The sequence below is a fragment of the Komagataeibacter sp. NFXK3 genome, assembly GCF_054182245.1.
The window spans coordinates 1-13,479 of the sequence record NZ_JAPIVJ010000028.1; the positions used below are offsets into that span (position 1 = coordinate 1).

The following is a 13,479-nucleotide window of genomic DNA, read 5'->3' on the forward strand; positions in this document are numbered from 1 at the left end:
CTGCACAAGATTGGTGTCACCAGTCAGGACGTTGCCCGCCGGGTGGCGGATGCCCGGAATGACCCAACCTTCCTGCTTGCACCGGTAGAGATTGTGGCGACCTACAGCCTGAAAAACCTGTCTCGCCATAAGGTTGAGGATCTGTTGCATCGTTTTTTTATGACGGCGCGGCCAGCCGAACTGTTCATCGTCGACCGGTTTGGTAAGAAGGTATCACCGAAAGAGTGGTTTTATGTTCTTCCCGAACATGTGGGGCAGGCAGCCAAGCTGATCGAAGAGGGAAAACTCCACCTTTTCCGTTACGATGCTGTGACGCAGCAAATAGTAAAAATTTGAGGTCTGCAGGTGGCCTGTTTGGATCTTCCGAAGCCAGAAGCGGGCATCCTCGCGTCCGCTTTTGGGAAACTCCCCAAACCTCCTGTAAGTCCGCGATGAGGGCGGAACCCGCCTGCCTGCTTAACTTTCGCTAAGCGGTTCGATGGGCTGTTCTCTGAATCCGACCCTCTGCAGGCCTGCCGCGTGAAGTTCAGCCTCGAATTCCGCGACACAGCTGTCGGGTACGCCAAGAACGAAGAGATTTCTTGCTCGTGTTAGGGCAACATAGCCGATCCGGCCTTCTTCAGTGCTGGTGCCGTCTAACAATGCCCGAACGTGCCCCTTTTGCGCCACATAGAGAACAGCCTCTAAACTTTCGCCCTTAACCTTATGTACGGTCGAGGTACGAAAAATCATATCGATAGCGGCTGTAAGGCTAGGCATCGCAATCAAGGGACGAGCCTCAAGCTTCGTCTTGGCGAGCCTGCGGCCAAGATTTTGTGCTGCTTCAAATCCAAAATTCGTAACGAGGATTGCAATGAGTGCCTGAACTCGGGTGCTAAGTAAGTGATGCCATTCGTTATTAGCGACAAGCGTCGCCGGTGGAAGTCCAGTCGCCGCGTCACGCATAAATAACCAGATAATTTTTCTTACGCTACGCATATGATTATCAGTCGGACGAACAATATACGTAACTATAGAACCATGCTTATCTGAAAGAAGTCCAACTATACCTTGGCATACCTGAACAAAGGATTGATAATAATTTTTTTTCAAGTCACGACTGATTGCCGCATCAGCAAACCATCTTACGACCCCAATACCTTGGCCGTCGAGTTCGCCGGCCCATTTGTCAGCTAGGGATTTTGATCGGCATAAGACAACACCCTGTGCTGGCCTAATGGTAGCAGTCTCCATAAGACTTCGAAACGATGTTAGAGCATGATCTCGCTCCGTTTCCTTGAACGGCATATAGTAGGTAGCTGCTTGATCTTTAGCTGCTTTACGGGCTGCTGTGTCATTGCGCTGAGTTAAATGATTGGCGACATCTACAATGGCAGGCAGCGATCGGTAATTTACCGTCAGATTATAAGCGCTCACGCCCGGTCGAGTGCCATAGTCTCGCAAAAAGGTGCCATTAGCATGAGCAAACTCGTAGATAGCTTGGTTGGGATCACCAATTAGAGATATCTGCGATCCGGCATCAATCAAAAGCTGAAGAAACGCTTGATGTTCTGGGCCGATATCCTGAGCTTCGTCGATGAGTATGTGAGGGTAACGCCGGGCTAAAGCTCTTAGAACAAATGATTTTTCGCGTAAGGTGCGTAACACCCAGTAACGACCTGATGAGTGGGTATAGGCACCAACCGCAGCCAATTTGGTTAGAGCGGCTTCCGCCCGATTTTCTGGGATTACTTTAGCGCCTCGCCCAATTGTATAACGGAATCCTTTACCATCACTGGTGATGTCAATGCTTGCTGTTGATCGCGAGATTTTGCCATCATAGACTTTAAATCTGGCTAGGAATCCCTCGTGACCTTCGACAAGGTATGGTATTCGATCACATTTCATCACTCTGTGACCATGTGGTCGCAAAACATTGCTCGTTATGAAGCCGTCTATTGTATCAATCTCGACAGATGAAGATCGGCCGATGGTAGGCAACCGCCGTGATAACGCCGAATATTCCTTTCTGAACGTGTCAACTGCTACATTCGAAAACGATAGAAGTGCGACCAAACCAGAACCGTCATACATCTGTCGCATCGCTGCGAGGCGATGGACAGCTGTTTTTGTTTTACCACTGCCGGCACAGGCCGTAACCGTGATCGGAATGAGCGGAAGATTAACAATCTTGCGCTGCTCAGATGAAAGCGCATCCGTCATCTGCAGACGTGCTCGATTGCCTGGAGGATATAACTAGGTGCCTCAAACTCTAGGCGATTTTCCTGAATCTGGGCAGCTAACGCTTGAGCGAATTTTCCTTTGGACACATTCGTACTCTCACGTTCGAACATCCCGCGAAATAGCGCCTCAGCTTTTGCTTGGTCCCCTACTGAGGCGTCGACTTTTTCTTTAAGGGTTTTTCCGATCTGTGGATGAATATCTGTAAGTGCTTTCAACATGATCGGCCGGTTTTTTGGGATCAGGGCAAGATCATATTCAAATGTTTTTTGCCCATGGAATACACGCACGAGATCATCTTGTAGTTTGAGCATGCATTTAGTCGTGTCCGAAGGGTCGACAGTATCAAATGCCGCCGGATAGAGCGCCACTGTCTTCTCGTCGACTGTAGTGCTCGGATCTGCATCTGTGATTACCGCTACTCTGATCGGTATTGCGTTTTCACCGAACAGCGGCATAAAGCAGTCGAAGTTCAATCCTTCAACGCTAATCAGACTGACTCCATGATTTCTCAAGTCATGTTTGTGGCATTGAGCAAGGACGTTGACCAGTAACAATTCGGCTGCGCCTTCGACAAATAACGCACGTCTGGCAAAGAACAGTTCCGCCCGTGTAACATCCAGATAACGCGCAAGCTTATCACGTTTGCCCTTTTCAAAATTTACCAAACGCGGATGGAATACTGCAGCACAATTGGTACCTGCATCGACCAAGCAGACAACGGACTCAATATCGGCAATACTAGCGAAATTTGGAGAATGGCTCGTGACGAATACTTGAACTAGATTCTCGCCTGCATCGTCCTTATCCAAGCTTGATAAATATCTCAGTAAAACTGCCTGAAGCTGCGGATGTAAATGTGCTTCAGGCTCTTCAATAATTAAGCTGCGAAATGCTGCATCCGGATTTTTTGCTAGTTCGCTCAATACTACAGCCATAAAGATAAGATTATTATAGCCGAGGCCGTTTCGTTCGAGGTCGAAATTGTTAACGACGAGCGATAGGCGGGCGGCCAATTTACCGAAATCAGTACCCGTAAGCCCCACGTCAATTTTCTGCGCCAACACCTTACCTAACATAGTCAGATGCCGACCGGAAATCGCGTCATAAGTATCTTGGATTGGCTTCTGCGTCTTGAGCGTGTCGTCAAGTGTTTTTAGGGCAGTTGCAATTTCGGTTCGCCCAGGTTCGTCTGAGAGTAGATGGAGAAGACGAGAAAGTTGGCTATTACGGCTCGGTCGAAGACCCTGTTCAGCGTCACGTAATGGCTGAAGATAGACACTCCGCAAATTTTCAAGCATTGACGATGTCATCGATGTTTCGTCAAAATCTCCGCACCAGCGGCGAGGTTTCAAACGCCCCGATTTATCGGCATCACCATAGGTTACTCCTATGATCGCCTCGATTTTGCCATCGGCATTCTCACGGAGAGCATGCATGAATTCAGCCTCTTCATCGAGGCTTAAATCTTTGAAAATATATTCAAAGCGAATCTCGTCAGAAATTGTGCCTTCTACAGGTAGGTGAATGTCGTCACTACTAAAACGTGGATACGGGTCGTCGGCCCCAGCAAGTAATGCTCGCAAGGCATCTACTACAGCAGTTTTCCCAATATTATTTGGCCCAACAATGATATTGAGGCCGGGCTGAAACAATAAGGTTGCCTCTTTAATACGTCGGAAATCTTTAATGGTTAATTGTGCTAAAAACACATTCCGTGTCCAAATCATTTATCGTCACATCTTTTCTACCCCAACCTCCGGTCATGCGGTAGTCAGAAAAATACCGACCTTTCTTGCGTGAGTGCCAATGTTCTGCGCCGGAACACTTCTCTCTTCCGAGCCCTCCCTCCTAAAGTCGCGCAAACTTCTATATTACTTTTGTGCATCAACTCAGAATGGCGCTTGTTTCTACCGTAGCTAGAAGAGAGCAGTAATTACGCCTCGGCTTTTGACAATAAAATTATACCAGCCCGTAGCGCTCCAGAAGATCGTCAATCTCGATTCCCTGTGTCAGGTGCCGGATCAGCCCGGATGCTGGCACTTTCTCTCCGTCCCGCAGTTCCGCTGCCGCCTGTAGCAGCATCCGGACATCGAAAATGCCGCCCGACACTTCCGGCACGGCCCGCCTGACGCCGCACAGCGTATAGACCGCCTCCATCGCCGTGCGGACGGAATATTCCGTGGTGAAAACCGTATCGCGTGGCGTCTCGGCGAACTGCCCGAGGAAGGCGAGATTGACACTCCCGTGCGGCACCACGTTCGGCCTGTCCGCCGGTGCACGCGGCATGAACTGCGCCGTGATGAACGGCATCATGCACGGACGCGTCGTCGCCCCTGTCGCTGCCATATCGTCGATCTGATCCACCGGCACGCCCATATGGAACAGCCACTCACGGGTGATTTCCTCCCCCGTGCAGTCCTGCATGGGCTTTTTCACGTAATCGCCAGGCACGTCACTGAACAGACCATAGAGCCAGGCCACCATCTGGCCTTCGGGCTGCCCCTTGAAATGGGGCTGACGGCTGACCACCCAACTCATCAGCCAGGATGAATCCGCGATCGTGACCGGACCACCCGTGATGATTTTCCCCGAATACGGATCACGCCCCGTAATCCGCTTTACAAGCTCCGGAATCCGCGCATCCCGGGTCGTAACGGTTGCCGACAGCCAGCGGGATTTTTTTGTATCGCCACAGAAAATATCCGGGTTACCAAAACCAGCATCCTGCGCGGCGAGGTTGCGCCAGAGCTGCCAGACGCTCCCCTCTCCGATGGTCGTTTCAATCGACGCGGGTGTATGATGGTCGCCCCAGCGTGAATTCTCCACCATGGAACCGTTGGTCACGAACACCAGCTCTGCCGGCCCCAGGTCAACACCGGCGGACGCGCCATTTTCCAGCCAGTCGAGATGGGTCGCAATCTTCCTGCTGCCCGAAACATCAACGACAACATTCGTCACCTTCACACCATGACGGAACACGACGCCCTGATCAGCAAGCCATGTGGCCAGTGGTTGGCTGAGGGATTCCTGCTGGTTATATCGGGTGAACTTCAGCGTATGCAGATCCTTCAAACCGAGAATCTGATGCACGAACCGTGCGAGGTAACGCTTCATCTCAATAGCGCTGTGCCAGGTCTCGAACGCAAACATCGACCGCCAGAACAGCCAGAAGTTCGACGCCATGAAATCGCCGGACAGCACATCCGCGATCGTCTTCCCCGCCAACTCATCCTCATCGGTCAGAATGAGGGCAATAATCTCGCGCCGCGCCTTTCCCGTGAGTGTCAGCCTGTCACGATCGGCGAGGGGCTGCCCACGGTTGCACATGGCGCGGACCGGACTTGTGGACGGATCGGCCTGATTGACCTGCCAGACTTCATCCAGCACTGAAGCATCGGGAATTTCCAGAGAGGGAATGGAACGGTACAGATCCCACAGACACAGGAACTGCTCTTCCATTTCCCGACCGCCACGGATCAGCCAGCCGGTCTCCGCATTCCCCGCTCCGTCCAGCGCGCCACCGTCGTTGTCCGAGGCCTCAAGAATGGTGATGGCTGAAGGCGTCATGCCCGCATCCCGGATGAGGAACGCCGCCGCCGCCATGCCCGCCAGTCCACCGCCCACGATCCATGCTGACCGCCCTTCCATACCCTGCGGTGCTGGAGGGTGAACAAAAGCCTCGTAATTGCTGTGAGCATATCTCATGGCGTATGTCCTTTTTGTGGAAAAGGCTGATGGCGGGAAACCTCTTCAGCCACACAACACCCGATAAGCCGATCTGTCGTTGCGATGTATCAAACGCCACGAACAGGACAGGATGATCCCCTTTCTCAGTCAGCCGGAACCGGGGCCTGCACCCGACACAAGACCCCATCAGGAAGCGGTCGCTGAAGTTCCAGAGCCTCCGCTGCCGGTGCCGTCATCCAGCGCTCCAGCTCATTCGATTGGGTCAGGATTACAGGCATGGCTTTCGGATGGATCGCGCCCACCTCCCGATTGGCGTCCGTGGTCAAAAAACCGAACAGATCATCCGTCGTCTCGCCGTCCGCCAGTTTGCGCACAGACGTCCATCGACACCATATCCCGGCAAAGAAGGCCAGCGGTTCTCCATCATTCCGCGCAAACCACACCGGTCGTGATGTCCCGTCGGGCAGACGCTCCGGCTCGTAGAACGCTGTCAATGGCACCAGACAACGATGTTGCACGCCCTCCCAGCGTTTCCACCATGTCGAGGACGGATTGCGGATGTTAGTTACACCCCGGTCGACCCTGTGTCCCTTCAGGTACCCGGGCGGTGTCGGCAGGCCCCAGCGTGCCATGACCAGTTCACGACCGTTTCCGCCGTTCCGCACGATCGGGGCCATTGTATTCGGGTATATCTCCGGCAGAGGCTGGAGATTGCCCGTCAGATCATCGAGAACCATTGCAATCTCCCGGATCGCTTTCTGGTTCGACGTCATGGCATAGAGATTGCACATCAGGGATGCTTCTCCCCGTAAGCCTGAACCGACGACGGTTCATGTTCCGCCATAGGCTCATGCGACAGCGCGCCCGGCAGGGCAAGACAGGCCAGAAGCCCCGCCAGAGCTAGAAGAAACAGAGCAGACCACCAGCCATACAGAAAGGCGCCGGACACGCCGCCCAGCGTGAAGGACAGCACGATGGCGGCATGCAGCCCCAGGCGCTCGCGCGTACCGGTCCGCCGGGCCGGGTCAACTGGATGGAAAAAGCTCTCCAGCCAGTCCGCCAGTTCCAGCCCCACATCGGTGAGCATTCCCGTCATATGGGTGGTGCGGACACGCGCCCCGGAAATACGTGTGACCGTGGCGTTCTGGAGGCCCATGAGAAAACTCAGCCCGTAGGCCAGCACCGGATCCCGTGGCTGGGCCGAAAACAGAAGATCCACAGCCCCCAGAAGCCCGAGCAGGCAGGCTTCCAGAAGGATGCTCCGTGCGTAGATCGACGGCAGATGACGGCGACGACCTGCATTGACCAGCAGCACCGACATTACCGCGCCAGCGACAAAGGCCAGTATAAGACCACAGCAGGACAGGACCAGTTCCAGATGGCCTTCATGCAGGCCGCTCGCTAGTGCTGAGACATTGCCAGTCATGTTGGCCGAATAATAGCCCACGGCCAGAAAACCAGCGGCGTTCACAGCACCGGCAATGGCCGCCAGCGAGCAGCCCAGACGCCTGTCGATACTGGCGTTACGCCCCGCCCCTTCGTGAACAAGCACCTGTGCCTCCCATCCTGACTGAGCACATGAGGAGACTCCGTGTTCATCGGCTTCCCCCGGACAGCGATCTTTTTTATGAGCAGGATGGTAACAGTCCGTCCCCTTTCCGACAAAATTTCCTGCTTTCAATTTCTTAGGAAGATATCTCTAGGGATTGTGGATTTCCACATGCTGAAAAGGGGTGGTCTCCCTACAGATAAATGTTGACGCTGACAGGTTAACGGAACAAATCAGGAACATATAATCAGGAAATTTGCCTGCGCAAGGAACGTCGAGCCGTGAAATGACTGCTGAAACCCAGAAAAAACCCGGCTTGGAGGCCCTGCGGGCTGCGATCAGCCGTCTCGAAGGGCATAGCGACCGACGCAGAAAGGTAATGCCCTTTGGCGTGCGCGAGATCGATGCGCGTCTGCCCGGCGGCGGTCTGGCGCTGGGCGCTCTGCACGAGGTGGCGGGCGGCGGGAATGACGCCCTGCACAGTGCCGCCGCCGGTCAGTTCTGCGCCGGCATTGCCGCGCGCACGCGTGGCAAGGTGCTGTGGATCGTCACCCGCCAGGATGTGTTCGCCCCTTCCCTGAAACAGGTCGGTCTGTCGGCACGGCGGACCATCTATGTCGAGGCGGGATCGGACGTCGATGTGCTGGCCTGTTTTGAGGAGGGGCTGCGGCATGGCGGCCTTGGGGCCGTTGTGGCCGAGGTGGCGCGTCTGTCCATGACGGCCTCACGTCGTTTGCAGCTGGCGGCCGAGACGTCCGGCTCCCTGGGCATTGCCATCCGGCGCTGGCGACGGCAGACGGATGCCGCGGATTTTGGCCAGCCGACTGCCAGTGTGACCCGATGGCGGGTCTCAGTCCTGCCATCCGTGCCTTTACCGGTTCCCGGCGTCGGAAGACCGCGCTGGCTGCTGGAACTGATCCGCGCCCGTGCGGGCGAATGTGCCGATTTTGAAGTGGAGGCCTGTGATGCCAAAGGAAGGCTCACTCCATGCAGTCCGATCGCGGATCGTCTCTCTTTACCTGCCGTTGTGGCCGACGGATCGGATCAGGAAGCGGCTGGGCAAAGACGCGCCAGCGCCTGAAGTGCCGCTCGCACTGGCCGGGCGTGAAGGACGACGACGAGTTGTCTTGTCGGTCGATCTGGCCGCCCGCAAGCTGGGGCTGCGTCCCGGCACACCAGTCGCCAAGGCCCAGGCGCTGTATCCCGATCTGGTGTTGATGGACGCCGATCCCGAGGGCGACCGTCTTGGACTGGAAAAACTTGCCTTGTGGTTTCAGCACCGGATCGCGCCCATCGTGGCCGTCGATGCGCCGGACGGTCTGGTCCTGGACACGACGGGGGCGGATCACCTGCATGGCGGTGAACTCCCCATGCTCAAGGACATGGTTCATCGCATGGCGGGCGCCGGCTTTCGGGCAAAAGCTGTGGTGGCGGACACGTGGGGCGCTGCGCACGCCATCGCCCGCTATAGTCGGGCACCGATTGCCGTTGTGCCCTCAGGCGGAACAGCCTCTGCTCTGGCCGATCTCCCGGTTGAAGCACTGCGTCTGCCAGACACGATCATCGACGGACTGGCCACGCTGGGTGTGTCCCGCATCGGGCCGCTGGCCGCCATGCCTCGCGCCCCTCTGGCCTTGCGGTTCGGTCCCGATATCGCCCGCAGACTGGATCAGGCTTTTGGCCGCATGGGGGAGGCCATCGTGCCAGTCCGCCCTGTCGATCCGATGGAGGTCAGCCGGAACTTCGCCGAACCCATCGGCACGGCCGAGACCATCGCCAAATATATCGGCAGGCTGGTGCCGCTGCTCTGCCAGGGGCTGGACGAACGTGGACAGGGCGTGCGCCGTCTCGACCTGCTGCTGCATCGCGTGGACAGCCGCACCGAGGCGATCCGGGTGGCCACGGCCATGCCGGTGCGGGACATAAAACGCCTGACCCGGTTGCTATGCGAGAAGATCGAAAACATTGATCCAGGGTTCGGCATTGAGCGCATGGTGCTGATCGCCTCCCTGGCGGAACCCATGGACCGGCGGCAGACGGTCTCTTCCCTGATCGCCGAGCAAGAGGCCGATGTGTCCGACCTGATCGACACGCTGGCCAACCGTGTCGGCACGCAGGCGCTCTATCGCTTTGCCCCGGTGGAAAGCGACCTGCCCGAACGCTCTTTCTGCCGGGTGCCCGCTCTGGCCCCCGAGGAGGCAAAGGACTGGCCTGAGCACTGGCCGCGTCCGACACGCCTGCTGGCGCGGCCCGAACCCGTGCAGGCCATGGCGGAACTGCCGGATCAGCCACCGCTGTTCTTCATCTGGCGGGGCGTGCGACGGAAAGTGAAATGCGCCGACGGGCCGGAGCGTGTCTTTGGCGAATGGTGGAAGAATGATGCCGAACTGACTATCGCCCGGGATTACTTCCGGGTGGAGGACACCAGCGGCGAGCGCTTCTGGCTTTACCGGGCGGGCGATGGCGAGCACGGCGAGACCGGCTCGCAGGGCTGGTTCCTGCATGGGATCTTCGGATGAACAGCTCGGCGCCACGCTACGCCGAACTGCAGGTCACGACCTATTTCTCGTTTCTGCGTGGCGCCTCCTCGCCGATCGAACTGTTCGAACAGGCAAAAACGCTTGGCATTGAGGCGCTGGGCATCTGCGACCGCAATTCCCTGGCGGGTATGGTGCAGGCATACGGAGCCGCGAAGGCTACCGGCGTCCGGCTGGTCGTCGGCTGTCGTCTCGATCTGGTCGATTTCCCGCCGGTACTGGTCTATCCAACCGACCGCGCGGCTTACGGACGCCTTTGCCGTCTGCTCACCATAGGCAAGGCCCGAGCCGGCAAGGGGAAATGCCATCTGCTCTGGGAGGATCTTGTCGCCTGGGGTGAAGGCCAGATCGTCGTCATGATCCCGGACACGGCGGATGATGCCTACGCCCTGCATCTTCGCAAACTGAAAGAGGCTTTTGCCGATCGCGCCTACATGGCGCTCACCCTGCTGCGCCGTCCCAATGACCAGATGCGGCTTTATGAACTGGCGAACCTGGCGCATCAGGCACGTGTGCCAACCGTTGTAACCAACGACGCGCTGTTTCACACCCATGACCGCCGCATCCTGCAGGACGTCGTGACCTGCATCCGCCACAACACCACCATCGATGAGGCAGGCTTTGTCCGCGAACGTCATGCCGACCGCTATCTCAAACCGCCTCAGGAAATGGCCAGGCTGTTCGTGCGCTATCCAGAAGCGGTGGCCCGGACCATGGACATTGTGGAGCGCTGCCGCTTCTCACTTGATGATCTGGGCTATCAGTATCCCGATGAGGTGTCCGTGCCCGGCCGGACACCCCAGCAGGCGCTGGAGGCGCTGACCTGGGAGGGCGCCCGTTCCGTCTATCCGGATGGCGTACCGGATGACGTGGCGGAAACGCTCCACCATGAACTCGGCCTGATCGGGCGGATGAACTACGCACCGTATTTCCTGACCGTGAACAGCATCGTCCGCTATGCCCGCTCCCAGGACATTCTCTGTCAGGGCCGTGGCTCGGCGGCCAATTCCGCAGTCTGTTATGTACTCGGCATCACCGCCATCGATCCGGCCCGCAACTCCCTGCTGTTCGAACGCTTCGTCTCTGAAGAGCGCGGCGAGCCGCCGGATATCGACGTCGATTTCGAGCACGCGCGACGTGAACAGGTCATTCAGTGGGTCTATGACCATTACGGCCGTGACCGGGCGGCACTGACGGCGGTGGTGATCCGTTATCGCGCCAAAGGGGCCTTGCGGGATGTCGGCAAGGTCATGGGTCTGCCGGAAGACCTGATCCGAACCCTCTCGGGTCAGATTCATGGCTGGGGACGCAAGCTGGACGACGACGCCCTCAATGACACCGGCATTGATCTGTCCGACCGGCGCATCCGCCTGACGCTCGCCCTGGCACGTTGCCTGATCGGGATGCCCCGCCATCTGTCGCAGCACCCCGGTGGTTTTGTGCTGACGCATGATCGGCTGGACGAACTGGTGCCGATCGAACCTGCTTCGATGGAAGCCCGTCAGATCATTGAATGGGACAAGGATGATATCGACGTCCTGAAATTCATGAAGGTCGATATTCTGGCACTCGGCATGCTGACCTGCATGAAAAAGGGGCTGGACCTGCTGGTGGAACACAAGGGCCAGCCCTTCACGCTCCAGACCCTCCCGGCCGAAGATCCGCGCACCTATGCCATGATCAGGAAGGCCGATACGATCGGCGTGTTCCAGATTGAATCCCGCGCCCAGATGTCCATGCTGCCACGGCTCAAACCGCGTGTGTTCTATGATCTCGTCATTGAAGTGGCGATCGTGCGTCCCGGCCCCATACAGGGCGATATGGTCCATCCCTATCTCCGAAGGCGTGAAGGGATCGAACCGGAAAACTATCCCACCCCGGAACTGGAAAAGGTTCTGAAAAAGACTCTCGGGATCCCGTTGTTTCAGGAACAGGCGATGCAGGTCGCCATGATCTGCGCTGGCTTTACCGCCGCCGAGGCCGATCAGTTGCGTCGGGCCATGGCGACGTTCAAGAATACCGGTACCGTCTCGCAGTTTCAGACACGACTGATCGAAGGTATGCGCGGCAACGGTTATGATGAGGAATTCGCCGAGCGGATCTACCAGCAGTTGGAAGGCTTCGGTTCTTACGGATTTCCCGAGAGCCACGCGGCCAGTTTCGCCATTCTGGCCTATTCATCGTCGTGGATGAAATGCACCCATCCGGACGTGTTTCTGGCCTCGCTCCTGAATTCCCAGCCGATGGGGTTTTATGCGCCGGCGCAGCTTGTCCGTGATGCGCGGAAGCACGGCGTGGAGGTCCGGCCTGTCTGTGTGAATGCCTCACGCTGGGACAGCACGCTGGAAGGGCCGGAAAAGCCCGATGGCCGATTTGCCGTTCGGCTGGGCATGAGTCTGGTGAAAGGACTGGCCAACGACGATGCGGCCCGGATTGTTGCCGCACGAGCCTCGCGCCCATTTGCCTCGATCGATGATCTGTGGCGTCGGGCTGGCGTGAAAGCGGCACCCCTGACCCATCTGGCTGAGGCCGACGCGTTCCGTCCTTGGCTCGGGCTGGCACGCCGCGAGGCGCTATGGGCAATCAAGGCACTGCGCGATGAACCTCTGCCGCTATTTGCGGCAGCGCAGGTGATACGGGAAGCAGAGGAGCCGGATGTGCTGCTCCAGCCCATGCGCGACGGGGCGGAAGTGGTGCGCGATTATAACCGGCTTGGCCTGACCCTGCGGGATCATCCGCTGACTTTCCTACGCGAGGATCTTCAGACCAGGGACATCATCTCCTGTCGGCAGGCACTGGCGGCAAAGGATGGGAAGCGTCTCACCGTGGCGGGGCTGGTGCTGGTCCGGCAGCGCCCTGGCTCAGCCGAGGGCGTGGTGTTCATGACGCTGGAGGACGAGACGGCCAACATGAACGTCATCATCTGGCCGGACATGTTCGATGTGAACCGGCGTGTGGTGCTTGGTGGGCAGATGCTGGCCGTGACAGGCATGCTCCAGAAGGAAGGCGAGGTCATACATCTGATCGCGAAGGATATCTCTGACCTTTCCGGCCTGCTCGCGGACGTAGGTAATCGCTCCTCTACTGAGACCACTCATGACAGCGATTCCGCCGGTGAGCGTATCGTCGTCAGATCGCGTAATTTCCACTGATCAATAAGGCTACCGATAAACCTCACGCCATCGTGAAAAGCCTCGTTATGAGCCCAACCTACGCTGGAGTTTCACTCCCAGTTGCATCCTATACGCATCCTGCGGGAGATTCCGGGCACAAAAAAAGCCACCCGATTAGGTGGCTTTTCTTCTGTCTTTTCAGACGCTTAATTTTGGTTGCGGGGATAGGATTTGAACCTATGACCTTCAGGTTATGAGCCTGACGAGCTACCGGGCTGCTCCACCCCGCGATTGTAGGGGAGACTGGAAGACCTGGCGGCGACCGACTTTCCCGTGCCTTAAGGCACAGTATCATGGGCGCTGGGGGTTT

At 57.3% G+C, this 13,479-nt stretch carries 9 protein-coding genes and 1 tRNA gene; 4 read left to right on the top strand and 6 right to left on the bottom strand.

The genetic code is table 11. The features are described 5' to 3' along the window. On the top strand, positions 1 to 336 hold a 336-nt coding region (locus OQZ28_RS16100), incomplete at its 5' end, for a GIY-YIG nuclease family protein (protein ID WP_458136632.1). Between the two features lie 120 nt (positions 337 to 456). Here the strand turns inward: OQZ28_RS16100 and OQZ28_RS16105 are convergent. The 5 genes from OQZ28_RS16105 to OQZ28_RS16125 form a co-directional block, all read right to left on the bottom strand. Further along, positions 457 to 2,202, bottom strand: coding sequence for a UvrD-helicase domain-containing protein (locus tag OQZ28_RS16105; protein WP_039735943.1), 1,746 nt, complete (start codon positions 2,200 to 2,202; stop codon positions 457 to 459). Further along, complete coding sequence (locus OQZ28_RS16110) at positions 2,199 to 3,950, bottom strand: ATP-dependent nuclease (RefSeq protein WP_458136633.1); 1,752 nt, start codon at positions 3,948 to 3,950, stop codon at positions 2,199 to 2,201. Before OQZ28_RS16110 ends, OQZ28_RS16105 begins: the two co-directional genes overlap by 4 nt. A gap of 232 nt (positions 3,951 to 4,182) precedes the next feature. Then, positions 4,183 to 5,928 carry an oleate hydratase gene (locus OQZ28_RS16115; RefSeq protein ID WP_039735942.1) on the bottom strand — a complete coding sequence of 582 codons (1,746 nt, stop codon included), beginning with the start codon at positions 5,926 to 5,928 and terminating at the stop codon, positions 4,183 to 4,185. 125 nt (positions 5,929 to 6,053) lie between these two features. Next, positions 6,054 to 6,701: an SOS response-associated peptidase gene (locus tag OQZ28_RS16120; protein WP_039735940.1), complete on the bottom strand. Its 648-nt coding sequence runs from the start codon at positions 6,699 to 6,701 to the stop codon at positions 6,054 to 6,056. Beyond that, on the bottom strand, positions 6,701 to 7,462 hold the full coding sequence (locus OQZ28_RS16125; RefSeq protein ID WP_052280030.1) for a YoaK family protein: 762 nt from the start codon (positions 7,460 to 7,462) through the stop codon (positions 6,701 to 6,703). Before OQZ28_RS16125 ends, OQZ28_RS16120 begins: the two co-directional genes overlap by 1 nt. Positions 7,463 to 7,745: 283 nt before the next feature. Here OQZ28_RS16125 and OQZ28_RS16130 point away from each other — a divergent pair, with 283 nt between their 5' ends. From OQZ28_RS16130 to OQZ28_RS16140, 3 genes are read left to right on the top strand one after another with little or no spacing between them, the layout of a single operon-like run. Beyond that, positions 7,746 to 8,540: an ImuA family protein gene (locus OQZ28_RS16130; protein WP_039735939.1), complete on the top strand. Its 795-nt coding sequence runs from the start codon at positions 7,746 to 7,748 to the stop codon at positions 8,538 to 8,540. Beyond that, positions 8,425 to 9,978, top strand: coding sequence for a DNA polymerase Y family protein (locus OQZ28_RS16135; RefSeq protein WP_242407817.1), 1,554 nt, complete (start codon positions 8,425 to 8,427; stop codon positions 9,976 to 9,978). The genes OQZ28_RS16130 and OQZ28_RS16135 overlap by 116 nt, the downstream gene beginning before the upstream one ends. Next, a complete protein-coding gene (locus OQZ28_RS16140) occupies positions 9,975 to 13,148 on the top strand; it encodes an error-prone DNA polymerase (protein ID WP_052280029.1) in 3,174 nt (1,057 codons plus the stop codon). The genes OQZ28_RS16135 and OQZ28_RS16140 overlap by 4 nt, the downstream gene beginning before the upstream one ends. Positions 13,149 to 13,322: 174 nt before the next feature. On the opposite strand, the gene OQZ28_RS16145 is transcribed toward OQZ28_RS16140, so the two are convergent. Continuing rightward, a tRNA-Met gene (locus tag OQZ28_RS16145) sits at positions 13,323 to 13,399 on the bottom strand. Between the last annotated feature and the right edge of the window lie 80 nt (positions 13,400 to 13,479).

Coding starts and splice junctions, on each gene's coding strand:
- OQZ28_RS16105 (WP_039735943.1), bottom strand. CDS start 2,202: ATGACGGATGCGCTTTCATCTGAGCAGCGCAAGATTGTTAATCTTCCG.
- OQZ28_RS16110 (WP_458136633.1), bottom strand. CDS start 3,950: ATGATTTGGACACGGAATGTGTTTTTAGCACAATTAACCATTAAAGAT.
- OQZ28_RS16115 (WP_039735942.1), bottom strand. CDS start 5,928: ATGAGATATGCTCACAGCAATTACGAGGCTTTTGTTCACCCTCCAGCA.
- OQZ28_RS16120 (WP_039735940.1), bottom strand. CDS start 6,701: ATGTGCAATCTCTATGCCATGACGTCGAACCAGAAAGCGATCCGGGAG.
- OQZ28_RS16130 (WP_039735939.1), top strand. CDS start 7,746: ATGACTGCTGAAACCCAGAAAAAACCCGGCTTGGAGGCCCTGCGGGCT.
- OQZ28_RS16135 (WP_242407817.1), top strand. CDS start 8,425: ATGCCAAAGGAAGGCTCACTCCATGCAGTCCGATCGCGGATCGTCTCT.
- OQZ28_RS16140 (WP_052280029.1), top strand. CDS start 9,975: ATGAACAGCTCGGCGCCACGCTACGCCGAACTGCAGGTCACGACCTAT.